At 67.9% G+C, this 25,409-nt stretch carries 23 protein-coding genes and 3 tRNA genes; 13 read left to right on the top strand and 13 right to left on the bottom strand.

Annotated features, from left to right (window positions below; genetic code table 11):
- The first annotated feature begins 87 nt into the window (after positions 1–87).
- Positions 88–1,437, top strand: coding sequence for a glutamate--tRNA ligase (gltX, locus tag O5O43_RS07445; RefSeq protein WP_271086265.1), 1,350 nt, complete (start codon positions 88–90; stop codon positions 1,435–1,437).
- Positions 1,438–1,492: 55 nt separating this feature from the next.
- On the opposite strand, the gene O5O43_RS07440 is transcribed toward gltX, so the two are convergent.
- Both O5O43_RS07440 and O5O43_RS07435 read right to left on the bottom strand, forming a co-directional pair.
- Positions 1,493–1,795, bottom strand: a complete 303-nt coding sequence (locus tag O5O43_RS07440) for a hypothetical protein (protein WP_271086264.1) — start codon at positions 1,793–1,795, stop codon at positions 1,493–1,495.
- A gap of 131 nt (positions 1,796–1,926) precedes the next feature.
- Positions 1,927–2,532: a TIGR00730 family Rossman fold protein gene (locus O5O43_RS07435; protein ID WP_271086263.1), complete on the bottom strand. Its 606-nt coding sequence runs from the start codon at positions 2,530–2,532 to the stop codon at positions 1,927–1,929.
- An 87-nt stretch (positions 2,533–2,619) separates the two neighbouring features.
- On the opposite strand from O5O43_RS07435, the gene O5O43_RS07430 reads away from it, so the two are divergent.
- Positions 2,620–3,369 (top strand): hypothetical protein, encoded by a 750-nt coding sequence (locus O5O43_RS07430; protein WP_271086262.1) that lies wholly within the window; start codon positions 2,620–2,622, stop codon positions 3,367–3,369.
- A 94-nt stretch (positions 3,370–3,463) separates the two neighbouring features.
- Here O5O43_RS07430 and O5O43_RS07425 read toward each other — a convergent pair whose 3' ends face one another.
- The 3 genes from O5O43_RS07425 to O5O43_RS07415 form a co-directional block, all read right to left on the bottom strand.
- Complete coding sequence (locus tag O5O43_RS07425; RefSeq protein ID WP_271086261.1) at positions 3,464–4,663, bottom strand: winged helix-turn-helix domain-containing protein; 1,200 nt, start codon at positions 4,661–4,663, stop codon at positions 3,464–3,466.
- 38 nt (positions 4,664–4,701) lie between these two features.
- Positions 4,702–6,015 carry an Hsp70 family protein gene (locus O5O43_RS07420; protein ID WP_271086260.1) on the bottom strand — a complete coding sequence of 438 codons (1,314 nt, stop codon included), beginning with the start codon at positions 6,013–6,015 and terminating at the stop codon, positions 4,702–4,704.
- 110 nt (positions 6,016–6,125) lie between these two features.
- Positions 6,126–6,200 (bottom strand) — tRNA-Asn (locus tag O5O43_RS07415).
- Positions 6,201–6,238: 38 nt separating this feature from the next.
- On the opposite strand from O5O43_RS07415, the gene O5O43_RS07410 reads away from it, so the two are divergent.
- Positions 6,239–7,075, top strand: a complete 837-nt coding sequence (locus O5O43_RS07410) for an RNA methyltransferase (protein ID WP_271086259.1) — start codon at positions 6,239–6,241, stop codon at positions 7,073–7,075.
- A gap of 235 nt (positions 7,076–7,310) precedes the next feature.
- Here the strand turns inward: O5O43_RS07410 and O5O43_RS07405 are convergent.
- A tRNA-Cys gene (locus O5O43_RS07405) sits at positions 7,311–7,384 on the bottom strand.
- Between the two features lie 155 nt (positions 7,385–7,539).
- Between O5O43_RS07405 and O5O43_RS07400 the strand changes: the two genes are divergently transcribed.
- The 5 genes from O5O43_RS07400 to O5O43_RS07380 all read left to right on the top strand — a co-directional run bounded on the left by O5O43_RS07400 (position 7,540) and on the right by O5O43_RS07380 (position 14,111).
- On the top strand, positions 7,540–8,169 hold the full coding sequence (locus tag O5O43_RS07400) for a protein-L-isoaspartate O-methyltransferase (RefSeq protein WP_271086258.1): 630 nt from the start codon (positions 7,540–7,542) through the stop codon (positions 8,167–8,169).
- Positions 8,170–8,298: 129 nt separating this feature from the next.
- The gene (locus O5O43_RS07395; RefSeq protein WP_271086257.1) at positions 8,299–9,828 is read left to right on the top strand and encodes a TolC family outer membrane protein; all 1,530 of its coding nucleotides are present in this window, start codon (positions 8,299–8,301) and stop codon (positions 9,826–9,828) included.
- A gap of 160 nt (positions 9,829–9,988) precedes the next feature.
- Positions 9,989–10,582 (top strand): DUF2497 domain-containing protein, encoded by a 594-nt coding sequence (locus O5O43_RS07390; protein ID WP_271086256.1) that lies wholly within the window; start codon positions 9,989–9,991, stop codon positions 10,580–10,582.
- 75 nt (positions 10,583–10,657) lie between these two features.
- Positions 10,658–13,372 carry a valine--tRNA ligase gene (locus tag O5O43_RS07385; protein ID WP_271086255.1) on the top strand — a complete coding sequence of 905 codons (2,715 nt, stop codon included), beginning with the start codon at positions 10,658–10,660 and terminating at the stop codon, positions 13,370–13,372.
- 13 nt (positions 13,373–13,385) lie between these two features.
- Complete coding sequence (locus O5O43_RS07380; RefSeq protein ID WP_271086406.1) at positions 13,386–14,111, top strand: TlyA family RNA methyltransferase; 726 nt, start codon at positions 13,386–13,388, stop codon at positions 14,109–14,111.
- 155 nt (positions 14,112–14,266) lie between these two features.
- On the opposite strand, the gene O5O43_RS07375 is transcribed toward O5O43_RS07380, so the two are convergent.
- Positions 14,267–14,821: a glycine zipper 2TM domain-containing protein gene (locus O5O43_RS07375; RefSeq protein ID WP_271086254.1), complete on the bottom strand. Its 555-nt coding sequence runs from the start codon at positions 14,819–14,821 to the stop codon at positions 14,267–14,269.
- A gap of 142 nt (positions 14,822–14,963) precedes the next feature.
- Between O5O43_RS07375 and O5O43_RS07370 the strand changes: the two genes are divergently transcribed.
- A complete protein-coding gene (locus tag O5O43_RS07370; RefSeq protein WP_271086253.1) occupies positions 14,964–16,208 on the top strand; it encodes a class I SAM-dependent RNA methyltransferase in 1,245 nt (414 codons plus the stop codon).
- On the opposite strand, the gene O5O43_RS07365 is transcribed toward O5O43_RS07370, so the two are convergent.
- Together O5O43_RS07365 and O5O43_RS07360 are read right to left on the bottom strand one after the other, a co-directional pair.
- Complete coding sequence (locus O5O43_RS07365) at positions 16,205–17,350, bottom strand: DNA cytosine methyltransferase (RefSeq protein WP_271086252.1); 1,146 nt, start codon at positions 17,348–17,350, stop codon at positions 16,205–16,207. The genes O5O43_RS07370 and O5O43_RS07365 overlap by 4 nt on opposite strands.
- Positions 17,351–17,535: 185 nt before the next feature.
- Positions 17,536–18,612 (bottom strand): PA0069 family radical SAM protein, encoded by a 1,077-nt coding sequence (locus O5O43_RS07360; RefSeq protein WP_271086251.1) that lies wholly within the window; start codon positions 18,610–18,612, stop codon positions 17,536–17,538.
- A 121-nt stretch (positions 18,613–18,733) separates the two neighbouring features.
- Here O5O43_RS07360 and O5O43_RS07355 point away from each other — a divergent pair, with 121 nt between their 5' ends.
- From O5O43_RS07355 to O5O43_RS07345, 3 genes are all read left to right on the top strand, one after another.
- The gene (locus tag O5O43_RS07355) at positions 18,734–19,276 is read left to right on the top strand and encodes a hypothetical protein (protein WP_271086250.1); all 543 of its coding nucleotides are present in this window, start codon (positions 18,734–18,736) and stop codon (positions 19,274–19,276) included.
- Between the two features lie 87 nt (positions 19,277–19,363).
- Positions 19,364–19,933, top strand: a complete 570-nt coding sequence (locus O5O43_RS07350) for a LemA family protein (protein WP_271086249.1) — start codon at positions 19,364–19,366, stop codon at positions 19,931–19,933.
- Between the two features lie 6 nt (positions 19,934–19,939).
- Positions 19,940–20,986, top strand: a complete 1,047-nt coding sequence (locus tag O5O43_RS07345) for a M48 family metallopeptidase (protein ID WP_271086248.1) — start codon at positions 19,940–19,942, stop codon at positions 20,984–20,986.
- Here O5O43_RS07345 and O5O43_RS07340 read toward each other — a convergent pair.
- From O5O43_RS07340 to O5O43_RS07330, 3 genes are all read right to left on the bottom strand, one after another.
- Entirely contained in the window at positions 20,983–21,717 is a 735-nt protein-coding gene (locus tag O5O43_RS07340) for an arginyltransferase (RefSeq protein ID WP_271086247.1), read from the bottom strand. The genes O5O43_RS07345 and O5O43_RS07340 overlap by 4 nt on opposite strands.
- A 120-nt stretch (positions 21,718–21,837) precedes the next feature.
- Entirely contained in the window at positions 21,838–22,740 is a 903-nt protein-coding gene (locus O5O43_RS07335; RefSeq protein ID WP_271086246.1) for a flagellar motor protein MotB, read from the bottom strand.
- Positions 22,741–22,812: 72 nt separating this feature from the next.
- Positions 22,813–23,379 (bottom strand): manganese efflux pump MntP family protein, encoded by a 567-nt coding sequence (locus O5O43_RS07330; RefSeq protein ID WP_271086245.1) that lies wholly within the window; start codon positions 23,377–23,379, stop codon positions 22,813–22,815.
- A gap of 119 nt (positions 23,380–23,498) precedes the next feature.
- Between O5O43_RS07330 and O5O43_RS07325 the strand changes: the two genes are divergently transcribed.
- Positions 23,499–23,583 (top strand) — tRNA-Leu (locus O5O43_RS07325).
- A gap of 161 nt (positions 23,584–23,744) precedes the next feature.
- Here the strand turns inward: O5O43_RS07325 and O5O43_RS07320 are convergent.
- Positions 23,745–25,313, bottom strand: coding sequence for an amino acid permease (locus O5O43_RS07320; protein WP_271086244.1), 1,569 nt, complete (start codon positions 25,311–25,313; stop codon positions 23,745–23,747).
- Positions 25,314–25,409: the final 96 nt, after the last annotated feature.

Genomic DNA, 25,409 nt, shown 5'->3' with positions numbered 1-25,409 from the left:
GCGAGGTCGGAGGCGTTTCTGGGGCATCCTTGACTTGGGGGCCTGCGTGACCGACCTACGCGCCTCGTTTTCAAGGTCACGCCTCCCATGTCCGTCAAGGTCCGTTTCGCCCCGTCGCCCACCGGCAAGCTCCACGTCGGCAATGTCCGGACCGCCCTGGTCAACTGGATGTTCGCCAAGGGGCAGGGCGGTTCGTTCGTGCTGCGCATCGACGACACCGATCTGGCCCGTTCGACGCCCGAGTTCGAACAGGGGATCGAGGACGACCTGAAGTGGCTGGGCCTCGTCTGGGACGAGCGATACAACCAGTCCAAGCGGTTCGATCGCTATCACGACGCCGCCGAACGCCTGAAGGCCGCCGGCCGTCTGTATCCGGCCTGGGATACGTCTGAGGAGCTGGATCGTCGTCGCAAGGTGCAACTGTCCCGCGGCATGCCGCCGATCTACGACCGGGCGGCGCTGGCCTTGACCGACGACGACAAGGCCAGGCTGGAGGCCGAGGGGCGCAAGCCGCACTGGCGCTTCAAGCTGGATGGGCGTCGCGTCGCCTGGGAGGACCTGTCGCGCGGCCATTGCGAGGTCGACACGGCCTCGATGTCGGACCCGGTGCTGATCCGAGAGGACGGCCTTTATCTCTACACCCTGCCGTCGGTCGTCGATGACATCGACATGGGCATCACCCACGTCATCCGGGGCGAGGATCACACCACCAATACCGGCGCCCAGATCGAGATCTTCGAGGCGCTGATCGCGGCGGGCCTCGGGACGGCGGTGCCCACCTTCGCCCACATGCCGCTGCTGGTCGGGGCGGATGGCGCCGCGCTGTCCAAGCGTCTGGGTTCGCTGTCGGTCTCGGAGATGCGGGATCAGGGCTATGAGCCGATCGCCATCACCAGCCATCTGGGCCGGATCGGCACCTCGGATCCGCTCGAGGTCGCCGACAGCATCGAGGCGCTGGGCGCGGGCTTCAGCTTCGACAAGATGGGCCGGTCGCCGGCGCGCTACGACACCGAGGATCTGGATCGGCTGAACGCCCAGGCCCTGCACGCCATGCCTTATGCGACGGCGAAGCCGCGGCTGGAGGCGCTGGGCTGCGATCTGGGCGAGACCTTCTGGAATGCTGTGCGGGGGAACCTGAAGACGTTCGGCGACGTGACCGATCTGGCGACCATGGTGCGGGGGCCGGTGACGCCGGCGATCGAGGATCCGGCCTTCGCGGCGGCAGCCCTGGCGGTCCTGCCCGAGACGATCGACGAAGGCGCGTGGTCGACCTGGACCAATGCGGTCAAGGACAGCACCGGGGCCAAGGGCAAGGCTCTGTTCATGCCGTTGCGCCACATCCTTACTGGCCAGCCGCACGGGCCGGACATGGCGACGATGGTTCAGCTGATCGGGCGCGAGCGGATCGTGCAGAGGCTGAAGGGCGAAGTGGCCTAGAACGAAAAAGGGGCGGCCCGGCGGGCCGCCCCTTTTGCTATTCAGACCGCGCCGATCAGGCGTTGCAGACGGCCAGCTGTTCGGCCGAGAGGGTCGTGCCCTTCCACGAGAACTCGGTCACCGCGCCGAAGCGGGCGACGACGCGGCGGCAGGCGCGCGGAGCGGGCTGCTGGGCGCCGCCCGTGGCGGTGCAGGTCTGGCCCTCGCACCGCCAGTTGGCGCCGTCGATGATGGTGGCGCGGGCCGGAACGCGCGAGGCGTCGGCGAAGACCGCGCGGGTCGGGGCAGGCGTCTGAGCGACAGTCGGGGCTGCGGCGAAGGCGGCGCAGAGAGCGACGAGGGGGAGGGCGGCGCGCATGGGGAGACTCCGATGAGGGGGCGGACCGACACGGTCCAGCGTCAATACCGGCATAGTGCGTTGTTATTCGAAACTGTCAATCCGGGTTTTCAAAATGAACGGACCGCAGGCGCAGACTGAGCGATGATTACTTATCGCTGATCATGTTTCAAGGTCGAGGGTGTCGCACCGGCAGCCAGGACGGCCATCGCCTCTTCTACCGTGTCGCAGACGGTCCAGGCCTGGAGGAATGAGGGCGGAGTGAAGCCCGTCTCGACGCTCTGGCGCATCAGGGCAAAGAAGGTCTCCCAGAAGCCGCCGATGTTGAGGAAGATCACCGGCTTGCCGTGAAGGTCCAGCCGCTTCCACGACAGCAGCTCGACCACCTCTTCCAGGGTGCCGATGCCGCCGGGGGCGACGACGAAGGCGTCCGACTGGTCGTACATCAGCTGTTTGCGCTCGTGCATCGAGGTGACGACGATGGTCTCGACCTCGTCGAACAGGCGTTCACGGCTGCGCAGGAAGGCCGGCATGATGCCGACCACGCGACCGCCCGCCTCGTGAGCCGCACGCGCCGAGGCGCCCATCAGACCCACGCCGCCGCCGCCGTAGACGAGACGCCAGCCGGCCTTGGCCGCGGCCGCGCCAAAGGCGGCGGCGGCGGCGGTGTAGACCGGATCGGCGGCGTCGGAAGAGCCGCAGAACAAGCAGACGGACTGGCCCTCGAAGGGGGCGATGGCGGGGATGGACGCGGACATGAACCCTCGGACGTGACGGCAAGACTGGAGACAGGCCGGGCGCGCCGGTCTATCTGGGCGGATACTCCTACAGACCCGACGAGCAGGATGAAACGAAGGATCGCATCGACGCTGACGGCCGCGCTGTCGCTGGTCGGCGTTCTCGTGTTGTGCGCCTGTGGAGAACAGGCCCAGCCGGCGACGGAAACGGCGCAGGAGAGCGGCTGGGTCATGCCCCCCCAGGTCGACGCGGTCGCGGCCACCGGGCGTGAGCTGATCGTGCGCGGACAGGCCGCGCCTCTGGGTCGGGTCGTGGTCAGCGGGGCCGGCGACCTGGCCTATGCCGTGGGCGCCGACGATGAAGGGCGATTCGAGCTGAGGGTGCCGCGACCGGCTCAGGACACCCTGTTTCGGGTGGAGGCGCGGATGGGGCAGGCCGGCTTTCCTGCGCCGTATCGCCTGCTGATCTCCGCGAACCCCCGGGCGCCGATTGCGCTTCTGACCATCGGGGCGCCGACGCGGAGGCTGGACGGGGCGGGCGGGCTGGACGCCGTCGACACCGACGGGCGGGCCGCCTTCGTCTCCGGGCGAGCGCCGGCGGGCAGCGACGTGGTCATCGATGGCAGCGCGCAACGTCGGGCGACGGCGGACGCGGCGGGACGCTGGCGGCTGGCCGGCTCCGGGGACGGGACCACCCCGCTGAAGATCGGAGGACGGACCTATGCACCGCAACCAGGCGGGGCGAGCGCGGCCGACGTTCTGGAGAGGGCGGGGGCCGGTTGGCGCATCGCTTGGTCCAGCCCGGGCGGCGGCGAACAGACGACCTGGTTCCCGGATCGGATGGAAACGATCCGTTAACCAATTCGGATCACCGATACGGTGTTCTCTTCGAGGGCACCCACCATCACCGAACTTCTTCAGCCCGGCGCCCGCGTCGGGCTTTTTCTTTGGTTCAGCCGGGCAGGGCGTCTGACAGGTCCTCGGCGAGGTCGCCGCGGTCTTTGACCTCGACACCGCTCAAGCCGAGCCATCTCGCCATCCGCACCAGCTCGCCGGCCAGCCGTTGCGCCGTCTCGGGCGTCGCCAGAGGCTCGCGCCAGGCGGCCTGGACCAGCAGTACGCCGGCCTGACGTTCGGCCTTCAGGTCCACGCGGGCGGTGATCGCCTCGTCCTCCAAAAAGGGCAGGACGTAGTAGCCGTGGGCGCGTTTGTGGGCCGGGGTATAGATTTCCAGACGGATGCGGACGTCGAACAGCCGCGCGGTGCGGTCGCGGAACCAGATGAGGTTGTCGAACGGCGAGAGGAGGGCGGCGCCCTGAACCTTGCGCGGTCGCCGGGCGTCCGCCGCGACATAGGTCGGGCCGCGCCAGCCCGTGACCGTGGCGGGCATCAGGGCGCCTTCTTCAACCAGTTCGGCGACGCGATCCTTGAACCCCTCGACCGGCAGGCGGAAATAGTCGCGCAGGTCGGCGGAGGTGGCGATGCCCATGGCCTCGGCGGCGATGCGGATCAGGGCGCGCTGGGCGTCGGCCTCGGTCGGGGTCGGCCGGTTCTGGACGGCGGCGGGGATGACCCGTTCGGTCAGGTCGTAGACCCGCTCGAAATTGCGCCGGGTCTTCGTGGTGATGAACCCGGCCCAGAACAGCCATTCCAGGGCGCGCTTGCCGTCCGACCATTCCCACCAGCCGGGCTTGCCGCGAGGGCCGGAGGCGAAGTCCGCGCCGGTGACGGGGCCGCGCCGTTCGATCTCGGCCAGCACGGTGTCGATATAGTCCCGCCGCTCGCGGCCGAAGCGGTTGATGCCGGTCCAGATGCCGTGGCCGTCGCGCGCCCGCGCCATCCGCCAGCGCATCAGGGGCTGGGTCTCGACGGGCATGAGCGAAGCCTCGTGGCCCCAGTATTCGAAGAAGGTCGGCTTTCGGCCCCAGGCCTCGGTCTCCAGCAGGTCGCGCGGATAGGCGCCGAGGCGGGAGAAGGCAGGCAGGTAGTGGGTGCGGCTGACGACGTTGACGCTGTCGATCTGGATCACGCCCAGACGCCGGGCGGTTTCGCGGAATTGGCGGGTTCCGGCGGTCTTCGGATGGGGCTTGCCGAAGCCCTGGGCGGCCAGGGCCATGCGGCGGGCGAGGGCGGGCGAGATCTGTTCGGTCATCTGCGACGACCCTATCCGGCGGCCTCAGCCCTGTCTCGTCAGCGACGCTCGCTCCAAAGGTCGAGGTCCGATTCCCGCCCGATCAGGGCGAGGCCCGAGGCGATGGATTCGAACTCGCCGCCGGTCTCGATCTTCGTCCTGTCGAATCGGCGGTGGAAGATGTCGCGCACGGCCGGGACGAAGGAGGTGCCGCCGGTGAGGAAGATGCGGTCGATCTGGTCGGGATGCAGACCCGATCCGGCGATGGCTTCGTCGACGGCGGTCTCTATGGCGGCGAGCTCGGGCGCGATCCAGCTCTCGAAATCCGAACGCGCGACCTCGGCTTCGATACGGACCGACCCGGCGTGGAAGGCGAAGGCGGCCGTCCGATCGCGTGACAGGTCCATCTTCAGGCGGGAGACGGCCTGGTAGAGGGCATAGCCGTGGTTGTCGTCCAGCACCTCGATCAGGCGGCCGAGCTTCTCGGGCTCCTCGGCGGTGCGGGCGAGGGCGCGGATGTCCTTCATGTCGCGCGAGGCGCGCAGCAGGGCCAGCTGATCCCAGCGAGCGAAAGCGGAATAGTAGCGCTGGGGGATCGGCAGACGCTTGCCGACGGCGCGGTACAGACCGCCCTTGCCCAGTTCGGGCGACACCAGCTGGTCGATGATGCGGTAGTCGAAGGCGTCGCCGGCAACGCCGACGCCGGACCGGGCGAGCGGCGTCGAGCGCAGGCCTTCGCGCGTGGGCTCGAAGCGGACGATGGAGAAGTCGCTCGTGCCGCCGCCGAAGTCGGCGACGAGGACGTTGGCGGGCTCGGTCAGGGTGCGGGCGAAGAAGAAGGCGGCGCCGACAGGCTCGTAGGCATAGCGGATGTCGGTGAAGCCGAGCCGCTGGAAGGCAGTCTCGTAGCGTTGCAGCGCGAGTTGGGGGTTGGGAGAACCGCCGGCGAAGGTGACCGGACGACCGACGATGACGCGGGGCGGCAGGGCGTCGAGCTGGCCGTCCGCATGGTGCCGCACCCGCAGGAGGAAGGCGGCCAGCAGATCTTCAAATTTGTAGCGGCGGTTGTCGATGACCGTCTCGGTGAAGGCGGCCGATGCGGCGAAGGTTTTGAACGACTGGATGAAGCGGGTCTCCAGCGGATCCTCGACATAGGCGTCGATGGCCCAGGGGCCGGCCTCGACCACACGCTCCGGCGTACGGCCGTCCGCGCCGGGGTGGAGCTGGAAGCTGAGGGTCGAACGGAAGGTGGCGAGGTCGCCGCCGGGCGCGTCGAATCGCACGACGGCGGTCGAGCCATCCGGGTCGGTCAGGGCGACGACAGTGTTGGTGGTGCCGAAATCGATGCCGATGGTCGCGGGACGCGGATACATGAGCCAGGCCTCGGTTTGCCGACGGGAGGTCGCCGGCGAATTTGGCGCGCCGAGACGCTCATCGCCGAAAGGCGGCAGGGCTTCTTCGTTTTCGGGCTAAAGGCCCCGAGTGGCTCCGCGGGTAGGATTCGAACCTACGACCAGCCGATTAACAGTCGGCTGCTCTACCACTGAGCTACCGCGGAACAGAAACTCGGGAGGCGCGCCTATAGCAGCGGCCTTCTTGATTGTGCAACGGGAAAAGTCAGCCATCGCCATTCAGTTCATCGAAGACCCCGCCGATCCCCGCGTGGCGGCCTATCGCGACATTCGCGAGCGCGACCTGACGGGGCGCGAAGGCCTGTTCGTGGCCGAGGGCGAGGTCGTGATTCGCACTTTGCTTTCGCCCTCTTCCCTGTGCCGGGCGCGCTCGCTGCTCATCGCGGCGAACCGGGTGGAGGCACAAGCAGAGCTGATCGCAGCGGCGGGCGCGGGCGTGCCGGTCTATGCGGCATCTCAAGGCGTGATCGATGCAATCGCCGGCTTTCCCTTGCATCGCGGCCTGCTGGCTCTGGGAGAGAAGCCGGCGGAGCGGCCGGTGGACGCGGTGCTGGCCAGGCTGCCGGAGCACTGCGTCGTTCTGGCGGCGGCCGGAATCGGCAATCACGACAATATGGGCGGGCTGTTTCGGAACGCGGCGGCGTTCGGGGCGGCGGCGGTTCTGCGGGACGAGCGGTGCTGCGATCCCTTCTATCGCAAGGCGATCCGGGTGTCGGTCGGTGCTGTGCTGAGGACGCCGAGCGCGGCTTCGACCTCACTGGCCGGGTTGATCGCGGCGTTGGAGGCCGAGCGTTTCCAGGTCATCGCCCTGTCGCCGGGCGCGACGGAGCCGCTTGTGGGGCTGAGCGGCGGGGGGCGAAAAGCCGTTCTGGTGGGCTCGGAGGGTCCCGGCTTGCCGCCGGCCGTCATGGAACGGGTGAAGACCGTCGGCATTCCCATGGCGGGCGGTTTCGACTCCCTGAATGTCGCCGTGACCAGCGCGCTGGCCCTCTACCAGATCACGACCGTGTCGGATCGCTGACACCTCCGCGATTTCAGCGCGTTAACGATCCGTGCACCTTGATGAACGTCGATTTCCGTGACGCTATGGGTCGTCTGGGGAGGACGACATGACGGGTATTCTGGGTTTCATGAGCCGGAACATGCGGATCGCCGTGGCGATCGGCGTCGTGGCGGCGGCTGTCGGCGGCGCCGGCGCAATCGGCTGGCTAACGGCCCCAATCTGAAGAATCATCGCGATCTCAATGAGATCGCGATGGAGGCCTGACCGGGAATCGAACCCGGGTGCAAGGATTTGCAGTCCTCTGCGTCACCACTCCGCCATCAGGCCATAGGGCTCTTCGAGAGGGCCCCAGATCGCGAGGGGCGTTCGCTATCAGATCGGTTCAGCCGCTGCAACGCGGATTGTCGCATGCGATGCACGGACCTATAAGCGCGCCAGATTTCCGACCGTTCGGGTCGCTCGCTTCAGGGATTTCGCCGCAGATGGATTACGCCGCCGCTCGCAAGGTCATGGTGGACTCCCAGGTCCGGGTGAACGACGTCACCGACCGGGGGCTGCAGGCCGCCCTGATGACCGTGCCGCGTGAACGCTTTTGCACCCCGGATCAGGCCTTCGCCGCCTATGGCGAAGTCGAGGTCGAGATCGCGGCCGGCCGTCGCCTGATGCAGGTGCGCGAAGTCTCCAAGCTGATTCAGGCGCTGGACGCCCGCGAGGGCGAGACCGCCCTGGCCCTGGCCGGTCCTTACGCCGCCGCCGTTCTGGCCGCGATGAAGGTTTCGGTGACGGCGCAGGAAGCCGATCAGGCCGTGCTCGACATCGTCGGGCCGGCTCTGGCCGAGGCGGGCGTGGCGACGGTAACGGCGCCCCTGACGCAACCCACGGGAGGCGACTGGGACATCATCGTGTCCGAGGGCGCGGTCGCGGTTCGCCCGACCGCCTGGCTGGCGGCGCTGCGGGTCGGCGGTCGCCTGGCGGTGGTCGAACGGCCCGGCCCGAACGGCCGTGCGGTGCTGTATGTCAAGGGTCGCGAAGGCGTGTCGCGCCGCGAGCTCTTCGATGCGGCGCCGCCTGTGCTGGCGGAAATGACGCCCGCGCCCGCATTCGCCCTCTGATTGACGCGATTACGACGGAGTCGGGTGGCGGTCGCGTGAAAAAAACTTAACTGGCGTAGCTTTAGCTGGTCACGCATCAGGCTCGCATAGGATACCGGCGCCGTTTGCGACGCCCATCGGGATACTGTCATGTTCAAACGTTCGCGCGCGCTCGCCTCGGTCGCTCTGGTCGCCGTCACGGCCGGTCTGGCCGCTCCCGCCTGGGCCGAGACCCTGCAGGAAGCCATCGCTCTGGCCTATCGCACCAACCCGACGTTGCAGGGCCAACGCGCTCAGCAGCGGGCTCTGGACGAAGCGGTGCCCCAGGCCCGGGCCGGACTGCGTCCGACCCTGTCGGTGAGCGCTTCGACCAGCTATCGCAACACCAGCTCGCCCGTTCCCGGGGTCGACTTCAACGGAGACGGGATCGACGAGATCCCCCCATCGCGCGAAACGACTGAGAGCGACTCGGTCGGCGCGACCATCGCGGTGGACCAGACCCTCTATTCCGGCGGTCGTCTGGCGCGCGGCATCGATGCGGCCGAGGCCTCTGTTCGCAGCGGCCGCGAAGGGCTGCGCAGCATCGAGCAGCAGGTTTTGGCGGCCGTGATCCAGGCCTATGTCGACGTGCAGCGCGACGTGGAGATTCTGCGCATCCGCGAGGCCAACCTGGCAGTCCTGCGCCGCCAGCTCGACGAATCGAACGCCCGCTTCGAAGTCGGCGAGATCACCCGCACCGACGTGTCCCAGTCCGAGGCGCGCCTGGCCCTGTCCGAAGCCGATCTGGCCGGCGCGCAAGCCCAGCTGTCGGTCTCGCGCGCGACCTACGCCGCCATCGTCGGTCAGGCCCCGACCAATCTGGAAGAGCCGCCGGCTCTGCCGGGCGTGCCCGCCGACTTCGACACGGCCCTGGACATCGGCCTGGCGGAAAACCCCAATCTGATGGCGGCCGAGTATGATCTGCAGGCGGCTGAGGCCCGTCATGCCCAGGCCCGCTCGGCCTATCTGCCGTCGGTCGGCCTTTCCAGCTCCTACGGCGCGGCGACCTCGGTCAGCGGTTTCGATCTGTCGGACCGCACCAATACCTTCCAGGCGGGCGTCAGCCTGTCGGTGCCGCTGTTCACCGGCGGTCTGAACAGCTCGCGCGTCGCCCAGGCCCTGGAGCAGGCCAACGCCGCCAAGATCGAGATCGACCGCCAGAAGCGCTCGGTGCTGCAGGGCGTTTCGAGCGCCTTCGCCCAGGTCGTGTCCAACCGGTCGCAGCTCGAAGCGGGCGTCGCCGGCGTCAGCGCGGCGCGCATCGCCGCCGAGGGCGTGCGTCAGGAACAGCAGGTCGGCCTGCGCACCACGCTGGACGTGCTGAACGGCGAGCTGGAGCTGCGCAATGCCGAGATCAACCTGGCCGTGGCCAAGCGCAATCTCTACGTCGCCCAGGCCTCGCTGCTGTCGTCGATGGGGCGTCTCAGCGGTGAAGACCTGGCGCCCGGCATCGAGGTTTATGACGCTGCGGCGAACGCCGAGCGCGTGCGCAACCGCGGCGCCCTGCCGTGGGACAGCCTGATCGAGACGCTGGACCGCGTCGCGGCCCCTCCGGTCACGCCGGCCAACGAGACCGAGAACGCCCCGATCGACACCCAGCTGGACGGCCAGATCGTTCGCACGGCCCCTCCGGCCCAGTAAACGCCGACGGATTAACCAGCGACGCGAAAACGCCCGTTGATTCCAAAGGGCGTTGATGCGACGAAAAGCAGTGGGGCAGGGCGGACCGTCGGCCCCGATCCACTTTGTTCGTCACGCGTTGGCCTGATGGGGTCGGCGCCGGTTCATCGAAGGCTCGACCATGACCGACACCACCGCCCAAGAACCGACGATGGAAGAAATCCTGGCGTCCATTCGCCGGATCATCTCCGAGGACGACACCCCGGCGGCGGCGGAGGCCGCGCCCGAGCCCACGCCCGAGCCGGTCGTCGAGCCGTCGCCCGCCCTGATGGACGCGACCCCGTCGATGCAGGAGCCCGAGCCGGCGGTCGAGGAAGAGGAAATCTTCGACCTGACCGACCGCTACGAAGCGCCGGCCGCCCAGACGATCGGCGACCTGGACGTCACCGCCCCGGCCGATCCCGAGCCGGAACCTTTCCCGACCGCGTTCGCCGAGCCGGAACGTCCCGCGCCCGCGCCCCAGCCGGTGTCCGAGGAGGCGATCGTCGGCGCGAGCGCGGCTGCGGCCTCGGCTTCGGCCTTCGCAGGCCTATCCGCCGCTTTCGCCAAGCCCGCCGAGCCGACCCCGACGGGGGGCACCGGCCCGACCATCGACGACCTGGCCCGTTCGCTGCTGCGTCCGATGCTGAAGGACTGGCTCGACGCCAACCTGCCCGGCATCGTCGAGGCGGCGGTAAGGAAGGAAGTCGAACGCATCGCCCGCACCGCGGGCTAGCCCCGCTCGCCACCGGCGACTAAGACCAACAGGGGCGGCTCCGATGGGCCGCCCCTTCTGCTTTTGAGATACCTGATGCTTGAGAAGACGTTCAATCCGAAGGCCGCCGAAGGCCGGATTTACGCCCAGTGGGAGGCCTCCGGCGCCTTCGCGCCGACCGAAGGCGCGGCCGAGGCCTATTCGATCGTCATCCCGCCGCCAAACGTGACGGGCTCGCTGCACATCGGCCACGCGCTGAACAACACCTTGCAGGACATCCTGGCCCGCTATCACCGGATGCGCGGCAAGTCGGTGCTGTGGCTGCCGGGTACGGACCACGCGGGTATCGCCACCCAGATGGTGGTCGAGCGCCAGCTGGCGGCCGCGGGCAACGTCAGCCGCCGCGACATGGGTCGCGAGGCCTTCATCGAGAAGGTCTGGGGGTGGAAGGCCGAATCCGGCGGGACCATCGTCCAGCAGCTGCGGCGCCTCGGCGCCTCCTGCGACTGGTCGCGCGAGCGGTTCACCCTGGACGAGGGGCTGAACGCCGCCGTCCGCAAGGTCTTCGTTCAGCTGCACAAGGACGGGCTGATCTATCGCGACAAGCGTCTGGTGAACTGGGACCCGCAGTTCCAGACGGCCATCTCGGACCTGGAGGTGGAGCAGCGCGAGCTCGAGGGCGCCTACTGGCATTTCGCCTATCCGTTGGCTGACGGGGTGACGTTCGAATACCCGATCGCCTTCGACGACGAAGGCAAGGCGACCGAGTTCGAGACGCGGGACTTCATCGTCGTGGCGACGACCCGGCCGGAGACCATGCTGGGCGACACCGGCGTGGCCGTGCATCCCGACGACGAGCGATACAGACCGCTGGTCGGCAAGTTCGTGACCCTTCCGATCACGGGGCGCCGCATCCCCATCGTCGCCGACGACTACGCGGATCCGGCCAAGGGCTCGGGCGCGGTGAAGATCACGCCGGCGCATGACTTTAACGACTTCCAAGTCGGGAAGCGCGCGGGGCTGCAGGCCCTGAACGTGCTGGACGCCTTCGCCCGGATCACCACGGCCGATACGCCAGACATCCCCGCCGAGTACGACGGCATGGACCGGTTCGCCGCCCGCAAGGCCATCGTGGCCCTGGCGGAGGAGGCTGGCTGGCTGCGCGAGATCGAGAAGACTCGTCACGTCGTCCCGCATGGCGACCGCTCCGGCGTCGTCATCGAGCCGTGGCTGACGGACCAGTGGTACGTCGACGCCCACACCCTGGCCCAGCCGGCGCTGAAGGCTGTTGAGACCGGCGACACGGTCTTCGAGCCGAAGTCATACGAGAAGATCTATTTCGAATGGCTGCGCAACATCGAGCCCTGGTGCATCTCGCGCCAGCTCTGGTGGGGGCACCGCATCCCGGCCTGGTACGACGCAGACGGAAACATCTACGTCGCCGAGACGGAGGCGGAGGCCATCGCGCAGTCGGGCGGCAAGGCCTTGGCGCAGGACGAGGACGTCCTCGACACCTGGTTCTCCTCGGCCCTGTGGCCGTTCTCCACCATGGGCTGGCCGGAGAAGACGGAGGATCTGGAGCGGTTCTATCCGACCTCGGACCTCGTCACGGCGGCGGACATCATCTTCTTCTGGGTCGCCCGGATGATGATGATGGGCCTGCACTTCATGGACGAGGTCCCGTTCAAGCGCGTCATCATCAATGGCCTCGTCCGCGACGAGAAGGGCCAGAAGATGTCGAAGTCCAAGGGGAACGTCATCGACCCCCTGGTCATCATCGACGAGCTGGGCGCCGATCCCTTGCGCTTCACCATGGCCATCCTGTCGGGCACGCGCGACATCAAGCTGTCGAAGCAGCGGATCGAGGGCTATCGCAACTTCGGCACCAAGCTGTGGAACGCCGCCCGCTTCTCCGAGATGAATGAGGCGGTTCGGGTCGAGGGCTTCGATCCGGCGAGGGTCGAGCAGACGATCAACCGCTGGGTTCGCGGCGAGCTGACCAAGGCCGAGCGGGCGGTGTCCGAAGCGGTCGAGGGCGGGCGTTTCGACGACGCGGCCTCGGCGCTCTACAGGTTCGTCTGGAACGTCTTCTGCGACTGGTATCTGGAACTGGCCAAGCCGGTCTTCAGCGGCGCCGACGAGGCCGCCAAGGCCGAGACGCGGGCGATGACGGCCTGGACCCTGGACCAGACGCTGAAGCTGCTTCATCCGGTCATGCCTTTCATCACCGAGGAGCTGTGGGCCGAGCTGGGCAAGGAGGGCGCCCCGCGGGACGAGGCGACATTGATCGGCGCGGCCTGGCCCGTGCTGCCGGACAGCTTCATCGACGCGGACGCCGAGTCCGAGATCGGCTGGCTGGTCGATCTGGTGGGCGAGGTGCGCGGCCTGCGCGCCGAGATGAACGTCCCGCCGGGGGCCAAGCCGCCGCTGACCTTCGTGGCGCCCGATGCGGCGACCTCGGACCGGGCGACGCGTCACCGCGATCTGATCCTGACGCTCGCCCGGGTGTCGGAGGTCGCGACGGCCGAGGCCGCGCCGGCCGGGGCGGTGACCTTCGTGTCCGGCGGTTCGGCGGCGGCCCTGTCGCTGGCCGGGATCATCGACCTGACGGCCGAGAAGGCCCGCCTGACCAAGGAGATCGGGGCGTTCGAGAGCGACGTCGGCCATGTGATGAAGAAGCTGGGCAACCCAAACTTCGTCGAGCGCGCGGCCCCAGCCGTGATCGAGGAACAGCGGGCCAAGCTGGCCGAGGCCGAAGCCGGCAAGGCGCGTCTGGAAGCCGCTCTGGCGCGGCTGGCCGATCTTGGCTGACTTCGGGCCGAAGATGCGGCTGGACCATCTGATGGTCCAGCGCGGTCTGGTCGAGAGCCGGTCGCGGGCCAAGGCGGCCATCGAGACGGGCGGCGTCACCGTGGATGGTGAGCCCGCCCGCGCGGCGTCCCAGGGCGTCAGCGAGGACGCGGTCGTGACCGTGGTCGAGCCGCACGGCTGGGTCGGGCGGGCGGCGCTGAAGCTGGATCACGCCCTGACCCTGTGGCCGGTGACGGTCGAGGGACGGGTCGTGCTGGACGTCGGCGCCTCGACCGGGGGTTTCACCGAGGTCTGTCTCGCGCGCGGCGCGGCGAAGGTCTTCGCCGTCGATGTCGGTCAGGGCCAGATGCATTCGAAGGTCTCGGGCGACCCGCGCGTGATCAATCTGGAGAAGACGGACGCCCGCAGTCTGGACACCGAAATCATTGCCGAGACGCCCGGCCTGATCGTCTGCGACGCCAGCTTCATCGGCCTGGCCAAGGTTCTGCCGGCGGCGCTGGGGCTGGCGGAAGAGGCCGCGGACCTGATCGCCCTGGTCAAGCCCCAGTTCGAGGGCGAGGGACCAAAGGACTCCGGCAAGAAGGGCGTGGTCAAGGATCCCGAAGCTCACGCCGAAGCGGTCCGCAAGGTCTCGGACTGGCTGGAGAACAGCGGCTGGTCGGTGCAGGCGACAGCCGAAAGCCCGATCACGGGCGGCGACGGCAACGTGGAGTTCCTGCTGTGGGCCAAGCGAGCCTGACCAAGCTCCGTCGCTCAAGCAGGGAGCCGCCGCGCGGCGAGCGTCGGCGACACCCAAAAAAGAAAACCGCCGGTGGATTGCTCCACCGGCGGCTCCGTCACGACCCTGATCGACAGGGGGGCTGAAAACTAACCAGGGCCGCGATGGGCTTGATCTCAGCGCGGCAGCCAGCCGCGGCGCGGATCGAAATAGTAATGGCCATCGGCCGAGATTTCGTAGCCGTTCTCATAGCGACGGTCGTCCCGGCGGTCGTAACGATAGTCGTCCCGGTATCCACGATCGTCGTAGTAGCGACCCGAGTTGTACGCCCGATCGTCGTAGCGGTCGTTCGAACGATAGTAGGTCTGGGCCGGCGAATACGTGGTGGTCGAGCGGCAGTTGTCGTTCGAGGAGCGACCGACCTGGGCGCCGACGATGGCGCCGAGGACGCCGCCGATGACCGAGCCTTCCGTTCGGCGACCGCGCGCTGCAATCTGGGAGCCGGCGACGGCGCCGATGCCGGCGCCGAGGGTGGCGCCCGCTGCGGTCCGGCCTTGGCCGTAGGTCTCGCAGCGATCGTAGTAGCGGTCGTTGTAGGACTGGCTGTAGCCTTGGTTGTAACCATTGCCGTAGCCGTAGCCGTACGACTGGGCCGAGGCGGCGGCGGGAACCATGGTGGCGGCGGCGGCGAGTGCAGCGGCGGCGACGGCGGACTTCACGAAGGCGGTCATATCGAAAACCCCTGTTCGGCGCCAGGAAGGTCCGGCGTCTTGTTGAGGCGATGTATGGGCCTTCGAACCTGAACGCGTTTTGAGCGGGTCGTTCATCTTCGTTCAGGTTTCGATTTTTTGTTGGACCGCCTAGAAGCCCCGGATGACGACGACGCTGAAGATCGACCGGGTGGCCGGGCAGGGGGACGGGATGGCCTTCGTGGTCGGGGGGGCCGTGTTCGCACCCCTGACCCTGCCCGGGGAAACCGTGCGAGGCGAGGTCGTCGACGGGCGAATGGAGACGCCGGAGATCCTGGAATTCAGCCCGGACCGGATCGCACCGGTGTCGCCGCAGTACGGGGACTGCGGTGGGTGTTCGCTGCAACACTGGGCGAGCGGACCCTATCTGGACTGGAAGCGAGATCAGGTGATCGGCGCCTTGGCGCGCGAACGGATCGAGACCGAGGTCGAGGCCACGGTGGCCGTGCCGCCCGGGACACGGCGACGTCTGGCCCTCCATGCGCGGCGACTGGAGGACGGGCAGGTCGTCCTGGGATTCAAGGCGCGGAAGTCCTGGCGGCTGGTCGAGGTGTCGAGCTGTCCGGTGGCGGATCCCCGGCTGGTGGCGATGTTCCCGCCCCTGAAAAAGGTGGCGGCGGCGTTTCTAGAGCATCCGAAGTCGGCGCCCAGCCTGCATGTGACCTGGACTCTGGATGGGCTGGACGTCGATGTGACGGGGGTGGAGCGCAAGTCGGGCGGCCTTTCGGCGGATCGGCAGATGCAGGCGATCCGAGCGGCGCGGGAAGCCGATGTCGCCCGGCTGTCCATGGCCGGAGAGACCCTGATGATGGCGCGGCAGCCGAGGATCCAGTTTGGGCCGGCGACCGTGCCCCTGCCGGCGGGCGGCTTCCTGCAGGCTGTGCCGGAGGCTGAGAAGGCGATGGTGGATCGGGCGCTCAACGCGGTGAGGGGGGCGAAGAAGATCGCGGACCTGTTCTGCGGGACCGGGACCTTCACCTTCCCGTTGGCGACGGTCGGGAGCGTGCTGGCGGCGGACGCCTCGGCGGCCGGGATCGTGGCCCTGAAGGCGGGGATCGGCTCGGCCAAGGGGATGAAACAGATCACGGCGGAGGCGCGCGACCTGTTCCGCCGGCCGCTGACGCCCTACGACCTCAAGGGGTGCGAGGCCATCGTGTTCGACCCGCCGCGGGCCGGCGCCATCGATCAGACGGCCCAGATCAAGGACACCAAGGCTTCGGTCGTGGTCGGGGTGTCCTGCAATCCCCAGACTTTCGCTCGGGATGCGCGGATGCTGATCGACGCCGGGTTCCGGCTGGAGACGGTCACGCCGGTGGACCAGTTCCTGTGGTCGACCCATGTCGAACTGGTGGGCGTGTTCCGACGCTAGGCGGCCTGGGCCTTGGCTTGCGGCGCGCCGATCAAGGGCTCGAGCAGGTGGTGGGCCAGGTGGCGGGCGACAGGGACGACGACGCCGTCGCCGGTCAGATGGTAGGCGTCGGAATAGCGGCGCGGAAGGATGTAGCTCTCCGGCAGGCCCATCAGGCGGGCCGTCTCGCGCGCGGAGATCAGGCGGGAGCGGATGCGGGGACCGTCGATCACCAGGATCGTCTGGCGGCTGGAGCCTCCGGAAGGGGTTCGGAGGCAGCCGGCGACGTCGTCGAAACGGACCTCGGCGCGCTGGACCTTGTTCCCCGAGGCTTCGGTGCGGGTGCGGCGATAGACGCCGCCCACCATGCGGCGACCGGCGCGTTGGGCGGCCTGGACCTTGGCGCGGTTGACCGGGCTCATCATCGAGAGGAGGCGGTCGGTTTCGGCGGGCGTGTGCCAGGCGATGCTGTCAGGCGCCTCTTCGATCAGGTCGGCGAAGACCTGGGTTCGGTGGGGCGGGGTCGGGAGGTTCCACCACAGGGCCTTGGCGCGGAGGTCGGCGGGCAGGCGGTCGACGGCGCGAATGACGGCCGGGGTGTGGAAGGGGGCCAGCGGCTCGGGCGAGGTCAAGCCCTCGGAAAGCTCTGTGTCGGCGTGGAGGCCGACGACGAACAGGCGGGGGCGGGACTGGGGCGTGAAGAGGTCGGCGTTGATAACCAGGGCGCCGAAGCGGTAGCCGGCCTCGGCGAAGGTCCGGGCCATGGCCTCGAAGTCCTGGCCGTTCCGGGATGTCAGGGCGCCGCAGACGTTTTCGACGGCGACGAGGCGGGGGGCGCGGCCCTCGGCGGCGAGGCCGGTGACGAGATCCCAGAAGGCGTAGAAGGTTCCGGAGCGCTCTCCGGCCAGGCCCTTACCGTGGCCGGCGAGGGAGAGGTCCTGGCACGGGAAACTGCCCCAGACGAGGTCGGGGCGGTCGGGCAGGGCGTCGGCGGACAGGGCGCGGATGTCGCCGACGGTCAGTTCGCCGCCCGTGCCCCAGTTGGCCTGATAGGTCAGGCCCTTTCTGGCGTCGAAGTCGTTGGCGAACAGGCAGTCCCAGCCCGCGCCGAGACCTGCGCGGACCATGCCGCCCCCGGCGAAGAACTCGTAGAAGCCGGGCATGGATCAGGGGCGGGGGCGGGAGTCGCGCATTCGGACAGGGTGCCGATGGGGGTGAGTCGGGTCCACCGGGGATTTGGACTCTGGCGACACCGAGTCCAGAGAGTCCATTTTCAGGAGAGGCCTTGGGTTCCAGAGGGTTGAGGACAAAACCTCATTGCACTCGACAAGAGCGAGGGAGCGGAAGATCAGCCGAACAGTTCCAACTGGGGGCGCGCATCGGCAGGCACTCGAAACTTCGTTTCGTCCAGCTGATGCCTCGGCCCGTCGAGGCCGTAGCGTTTGACCGCCGCCTTGAAACGGGCGGAGATGAGGTCGGCGACAGGGCCCGCACCCTTCATGCGCTGGGACCAGTCGGCGTCGTAGTCCTTGCCGCCGCGGGTTTGCCGGACCAGGGACATGACGCGGGCGGCGCGGTCGGGGCGGGCGTCGGCCAGCCATTCGCGGAACAGGTCCTTGATCTCAAGCGGCAGGCGCAGGGTGACATACATGGCCGTGGTCGCGCCGGCCTTGGCGCCGGCTTCCAGCACGGCCTCCAGCTCATGGTCGTTGAGGCCGGGGATAACGGGGGCGAAGCCGATGCCGACAGGGACGCCGGCGTCGGCCAGCCGCTTCACCGCGTCGAGGCGACGGGCGGGCGTCGCGGCGCGCGGCTCCATGGTGCGGGCGAGATCGCGGTCCAGCGTCGTGATCGAGACGAAGGCGCTGGCCAGACCGTCGCGGCCCATCGGGCCCAGGATATCCACATCGCGCGTGATCAGATTCGATTTGGTGATGATGGAGAAGGGCTGATTGAACCGTTGCAGGACCTCCAACAGGCCGCGTGTGATGCGCTGAACGCGCTCGACCGGCTGATAGGGGTCGGTGTTGCCGCCTATGTGGATACGTTTGCAGACGTATTTGCGGGCCGTGAGCTCCTGTTCCAGGAGACGCGGCCCCTCGGGCTTGAAGAAGAGCCGGCTTTCGAAATCCAGGCCCGGGGATAGGCCCATGTAGGCATGGGATGGACGGGCGTAGCAGTAGATACAGCCATGTTCGCAGCCTTTGTAGGGATTGATCGAGCGGTCGAAACCGATGTCCGGACTGGTGTTGGTGGTGATGATCTTGCGGGCGTGTTCGGGGGTTAGGGTGGTCCGGAGCGGGGCGGGCGTCTCGTCCTCGGCGGTCCAGCCGTCGTCGAAATCCTCATGGACGACGGGTTCGAAACGACCGGAGGCGTTGGTGCGCGCGCCGCGTCCTTTCTTCGGCAGGGGAGCGGGAGACATGACGGAAGGCTAAGTATCCTATGGGAACAAAGCAAGAACAAAGTGGCCAGTGTTTCTATCTGCAGAGCTAGACAGTTAGGCTTGGTGAACGCCAGATTCGGTCGTGACCAAGGAGAGCCGCGTGCCCGAGATCGACCAGGCCACCGCGGCTGCGCTGGGGTGGCCCAAATCGAAATACGCCTGGATCGAGCGTGAGCGCCGCTGGCTGTGCCGGGCCGTGCCGTTCGACCGGGTCGCTCGGAGCGAGGCCTACGAGGACCTCTATGTGACGGGGACGCAGTTGCGGCTGCGGCGGGCCGTGCCCACTGACGGCGGGCCGGAGATGCTGCGGCTGGGTCGCAAGGCCGACGTCAATCCGGCGGTGCGGCTGCTGACCTCGATCTATCTGTCGCCGGAGGAGTACCGGCTGCTGTCGGCGCTGCCGGGAAGGATGTTGCGCAAGACGCGGCATTATCTCGGCAAGATCGATGGGGCCGATGTGTCGGTCGACGTGTTCGAAGGCGCGTTGGCCGGGCTGATCATGGGCGAAGCCGAGTTCGAGACCGTGGAGGCGATGGAAGCCTGGCCGACGCCGGATTTCGCCTATCGCGAGGTGACGGACGACGTACGCTACACAGGCGGACGGCTGGTCACCGAGGGCCTGCCGGAGGATTTCGCATCCTAGAACCGTGCGGCGAAGGTCACGGCGATTTCACTATCCGGCGACCACGGCGCGCGCGATAATCACCGGCATCGCAGGGGACACCATCTCATGATCACTCTCATCGTCATCGGCGTCATCGTCGTCGTCCTGATCTTCGTGGTCATGGGGAGCTACAACAAGCTGGTCGCGCTGGATCAGAAGGCGGATCAGTCGTTCGCCGACATCGACGTGCAGCTGAAGCAGCGGAACGACCTGATCCCGAACCTAGTGGAGACGGTGAAGGGTTACGCCGCCCACGAGAGCGGCACGCTGCAAGCCGTGACGCAGGCGCGCGCCGCCGCCGCCGGGGCGACGACGGTCGACCAGAAGGTGCAGGCCGACAACATGCTGACCAGCGCCCTGGGCAAGCTGTTCGCCGTCGCCGAGGCGTATCCTGACCTAAAGGCCAACACCAACTTCCTGGAGCTGCAGCGGGAGCTCTCGGACATCGAGAACAAGCTGGCGGCCGCCAGGCGGTTCTTCAACAACGCCGTGGCCGAGTTCAACGCTGTCCGGGCCCAGTTCCCGACCGTGCTGTTCGCCGGGCTGTTCGGCTTCGGCTCGGAGAAGCCCTTCTTCGAGGTCAGCGCGGCCGACCGCGCCGCCATGAACGCCGCCGCCCCGTCGGTGAAGTTCTAAGCCTGCATGGCCGCTGTCGGTCTTCAGACCCACATCTGGGCGAACAACACCCGTTCGACCCTGCTGCTGATCGGGTTTCCGGTCATGCTGACCCTGGTCCTGTTCGGGCTGGAGCTGGTCTTGATGGGGTTCGGCTACCTGCCCAACTCGGGCGGGACCCTGGGGCAGGACCTCGGCTATGCGGTCAATATGCTGGCAGGGACGATCCCGCTGGCCGTCGTGATCGCCCTGATCTGGTTTGCGATCGCGTGGTTCGGCAATCAGGCCCTGATCGACGTGATGACCGGCGCGCGCGCGGTCACCCGCCAGGCCGAGCCCGAGCTCTATAATCTGCTGGAGAACCTGGCGATCTCGCGCGGTTTGCGGACGCCGACGCTGCGGATCATCGAGTCGGACAGTCTGAACGCCTTCGCCTCAGGCATCCGCGAGGGCCACTACAGCGTGACGGTGACGCGCGGGCTGATTGCCGCGCTGGACCGCGACGAGATGGAGGCGGTGCTGGCGCACGAGCTGACCCACGTCATCAACAAGGACGTGCGGACCATGGTGATCGCCTCGATCTTCGCCGGTATCATCAGCGTCATATGCCAACTGGTGTTCCGGGGGCTGTTCTATGTTCGGGGCAACAGCGGCAAGGACAACAAGAACTCGGGGCCGCTGATCCTGATCGGGTTCGCCATCGCGGCGGTCGGCTATCTGTTCGCCATCGTGATCCGGATGATGCTGTCGCGAACGCGGGAGTATGTGGCGGACGCGGGCGCGGTCGAGCTGACCAAGAACCCGGATTCGATGATCGCGGCGCTGAGGAAGGTGTCGGGGCGGTCCAAGCTGCAGGCGCCGGACGATGTGCAGGGCATGTTCCTGGACAATGAGCGCGAGGGGTTCACCGACGCCCTGTTCGCCACCCATCCGTCGATCGAGAAGCGGATCGCAGCCCTGGTCAAGTTCGGCGGCGGGCGCGATCCGGGGCCGTGGGACGGGGTGGAGGCGCCGGTGTTCGGATCGGCGACTGCGGCGCCGCAGACGAGCTCGACCGCAGTGCCCTATACCTAATCGACGCGGGTCCAGCCGAGAGGCTTCAGGACCTCCATCGGACGGAAGCGGGCCTTGTAGTCCATCTTGGGCGAGCCCTGGACCCAGTAGCCCAGATAGACGTAGGGCAGGCGGACGGCCTGGGCCTGACGCAGGTGGTCGAGGATGGCGAAGACGCCGAGCGACCGCTTGGCCAGGTCGGGATCGAAGAAGCTGTAGACCATCGAAAGGCCGTCGCTGAGCAGATCGGCCAAAGTCACGGCGACCAGATCGCCCGGTCCTCCGTCGCTGGAGGGCAGGCGGTACTCGATCAGGTGGGTGCGAACCGCCGTGTCTTCGACCATGGCGATATAGTCCTGCCAAGTCATGTCGGTCATGCCGCCGCCCGGGTGGCGATGGGCGAGGTAGCGTTTCAGGAGGGCGAACTGCTCCTGGGTCGCCTCGGCTTCGACGAGGTCGCGCGACAGGTCCTCGTTTCGGGCGAGAACCTTGCGCTGGCCGCGCGAGAAGACGAACTCCGGCGCGGGCAGGCGGACGGAGACGCAGGCGTCGCAATCCTCGCAGGCCGGACGGTAGGCGATGTTCTGGCTGCGGCGGAAGCCGGCGTGGGTCAGCTCGTCGTTGACGTGGGCGCCGTCCGAGAAGGGCAGATTGGCGAAGACCTTCCGCTCGGTCATGCCGGGCAGATAGGGGCAGGGCGCGACCGCCGTCATGAAGAAGCGGAGCTGGCGTGTCGGTACGTGCTGCGTCACGTCTCTACGTCCGCACCTTATTGGGACCGGCGTGTGGCGGGACCGCTGTCATCGAACGATTTGGCGACAAAGCGTGCTGCGCCGCAAGGTGGTTCGCGCCGTGGCCGAACCCGGCGGCCATCACAGGCTGGTGTCCGTGGGCAGGACCGGGGCCTCGCGCAGGAGGACGATGGCGATGCGGCGGTTGCCGGCGAGGGACGGATCGTCCGGGTACAGCGGATCGGAGCCTGCCTTGCCCGCGACCGAATACACGCGGTCGGCGTCGACGCCAGCGGCCTGGAGGATGGCGCGGGACGCATCGGCGCGGCCAGCGGACAGGGGCCAGTCGCCAGGCGTCGAGGCGCGGCCCGACCCGGCGACGGCCGAGGTGTGGCCCGAGATCGAGATGCGGTTCGGCAGGCGGTTGATGACCGTGGCGATGGCGCGCAGCAGGACCTGGGCGCGGGCGTTGGGGCGGGCCGAGTTCTGTTCGAACATCGAACGGCCCTCCTGATCGACCAGCTGGATGCGCAGACCCTCGGGCGTCTGGTCGATGATCAGCTGTTTCGACAGCTCCGCCAGCTCGGGCATGCGCTGCATCGCCTGACGCAGGGATTCGGCGGCGGACTGGAACTCGGCGGCCTCGCGGGCGGCGATTTCCTGACGCAGCTCCTCTTCCGAGGCGGCGGCGAGGTGGGCGTTGGTTCCGGCTTCCTCGGGAGCGTCCTGGGGCGCTTCGGGGGCCTGTTGCTCGAGCACCGACATGGAGCCGGACGACTTGGAGCCGTCCTCGCCCAGCGAGGTGCCGCCCAGGATGCCGCCGGAGCCGGAGGTCGTTTGGGACACGCTGGCGGGGGCGAAATACTCGGCGATGCCGCGCTTCTGTTCCGGGTCGGTGGTGTTGATCAGCCACATCAGAAGGAAGAAGGCCATCATGGCGGTCACGAAGTCGGCGTAGGCCACCTTCCATGCGCCGCCGTGGTGGCCGCCCCCGACCACCTTCTTGATCTTCTTGATGATGATCGGACGATCGGCGGCGTTCATCGACTCTGGGGCACCTGCGAAGCTCGGTCCGACCCTCGACGATTAAGGTTAATGCCACCTTTCGGACGGGCCTCAGGCGGCCAGAATCCCGAGGTGTTCCAGCAGAATGAGCGTACCGAGGGTGATCAGGGCGAGTCCGCCTACGAACTCGGCCACCTTGCCGAAGCGGGCGCCGATGCTGCGGCCGATCAGCATGCCGACCGTGGTCAGGGCGAAGGTCGTCAGCCCGATCGACAGGGCGATCACCCAGATGTTGGCGCCGAGGAAGGCCAGGCCCACGCCGACGGCCGCCGCGTCGATGCTGGTGCCGACGGCGGTGGCGATCAGGGCCCAGGGGCCGGAACGGGAGGCGTCGGCCTCGGCCTCGGCGGGTTTCGAGGCCTCCCAGATCATCTTGCCGCCGACGACGGCCAGAAGGACGAAGGCGATCCAGTGGTCGATCTTCTCGACGAAACCGGCGGCGATCAGGCCGAGCGCCCAGCCGATCAGAGGGGTGATCGCCTCGATCAGGCCGAAGACGGCGCCGGCCTTGACCGCCGATCGCCAATCGGGCCGATGCGAGGCGCCGCGCCCCACGGCGGCCGCGAAGGCGTCCGTCGACATGCTGAGCGACAGGACGGCGATGGCGCCTGGGGTCATGGGATCGGCCTCGGAGAAGCGGGGAGGCGGCCCTGCTAGGGGATCGGGGATCAGTTAGCCCAGACTGAACTGACAGAAGAGTTGTCGCGGCGGCCAAGTGGCCCTACACCGCGCGCCACGCGGATGTGGCGAAACTGGTAGACGCACCAGATTTAGGTTCTGGCATCGAGAGATGTGGAGGTTCGAGTCCTCTCATCCGCACCATCTTTGAGGGCGCTATCGCGCGCCGCGCGGCGGCTCGCTGCTTGAGCGCGGGTTGTCGCCTCACTCGACCGTTTGTGCTGGCCCCGCGCCGCGAGGTCAGTGCACCCAAGAAAAAGGCCCGGGATCGCTCCCGGGCCTTCGTCTTTTCGGTCGTGATCCGATCAGGTCGCCGCGGGCGGCGGCGGCAGGTCGGCGTCGGTCTCGTGGACCTCGACCAGACCGCGCGCGACGTGGCTCTTGCGGTATCCGTACAGGAAGTAGATCACCAGGCCGATGCCGCCCCAGATCGGCAGCACCATCTTGGCGTCGTGCGGCAGGTTCCAGAACAGGAAGGCGCAACCGGCGGCCGAGAGCGGGGCAATGATCCAGACCAGGGGCGTCTTGAACGGACGCTTACGGTTCGGTTCCTTCACACGCAGGATGAGCACGGCCAGCGACACCATGAAGAAGGCGAACAGCGTGCCCGAGTTCGAGATGTCGGCCAACTGGCCGACCGGGAACAGCGCGGCCGCGATGGCCACCGCGATACCCGTGAACAGGGTCACGATGTAGGGCGTCTTCCACTTCGAGTGGATCTTGGTCAGGCCTTCCGGCAGGAGGCCGTCGCGCGCCATCACGAAGAAGATGCGGGTCTGGCCGTAGATCATCATCAGAATGACCGAAGGCAGGGCCAGCATGGCGGCCAGGCCCAGGGCGTTGCCGACGGCGGGATAGTTGATCTCGCGCAGGACGTGGGCCAGGGCCTCGTTCGAGCAGACCAGGGCGTTGGCGTTGGACGCAATCGAGCAGGCGGCGACGAAGGCGGGCGAACCCGGCTGGATCGCTTCACCGGCCGGGCCGGTCACCGGCTGAGCGCCGATGGCGCCGATCGCGCCGACGGCGACCAGCAGGTAGAAGATGGTGCAGATGGCCAGCGAGCCGATCAGGCCGATGGGCACGTTGCGTTGCGGGTTCTTGGTTTCTTCGGCGGCCGTCGAAACGGCGTCGAAGCCGACGTAGGCGAAGAAGATCGACGCGGCAGCGCCGACGATGCCCATGCCCGAGGACGACCCGAACAGGCCGTTCGGCGCGAAGGGCGTGAAGTTCTCGGAGTTGATGACCGGCAGGGTCAGGGCGATGAAGACGGTCAGGGCGACGACCTTGATGGCCACCAGGATCGCGTTCACACGCGCCGACTCAGTCGTGCCCAGCATCAGCAGCAGGGTCACGGCCAGCGCCACGATGATGGCCGGGATATTGATCAGGCCGGCGGAGAAGTCGGGTGTCGGGATGAAGCCGTTCATCGACCAGGTCGGACCTGCCTGAAGCATGTCGGGCCAATCGAACCCTAACCCGTTCTCTATGAGCCCCAGTACATAGCCGGACCAGCCGACGGACACCGCGGAGGCGGCGACGGCGTATTCCAGAATCAGCGCCCAGCCCACGCACCAGGCGAGCAACTCGCCCATGACGGCGTAGGTGTAGGTGTAGGCCGAGCCGGACACCGGGGCCATGGCCGCCAGTTCCGAATAGCAGAGCGCAGCGACCGCGCAGACGACGCCGGCGATGATGAAGCTGATCGCCATCCCGGGGCCGGCCTTCTGGGCGGCCGATGCCGTGAGGACGAAGATCCCCGTGCCGATGATGGCCCCGATGCCCAGCAGCGTAAGCTGGACAGGACCGAGCGACCGATGAAGCGATTTCTTCTCGGCCGTGGCCAGAATCGCGTCGAGCGACTTAACGCGCCACATGAACTTCCCCTCGATGTGTTTTCCGGACCCCTGCCGGTTTGGGCGGGACGCTAACCACGGAAAGGCCTCGGCGCAACGCGGTATCATCGGCATGAC

Source organism: Brevundimonas sp. NIBR11, assembly GCF_027912535.1.
Lineage (GTDB): Bacteria > Pseudomonadota > Alphaproteobacteria > Caulobacterales > Caulobacteraceae > Brevundimonas.
The sequence above is the reverse complement of the archived record's forward strand: the minus strand, read 5'-3'. Positions and strand labels throughout refer to the sequence as shown.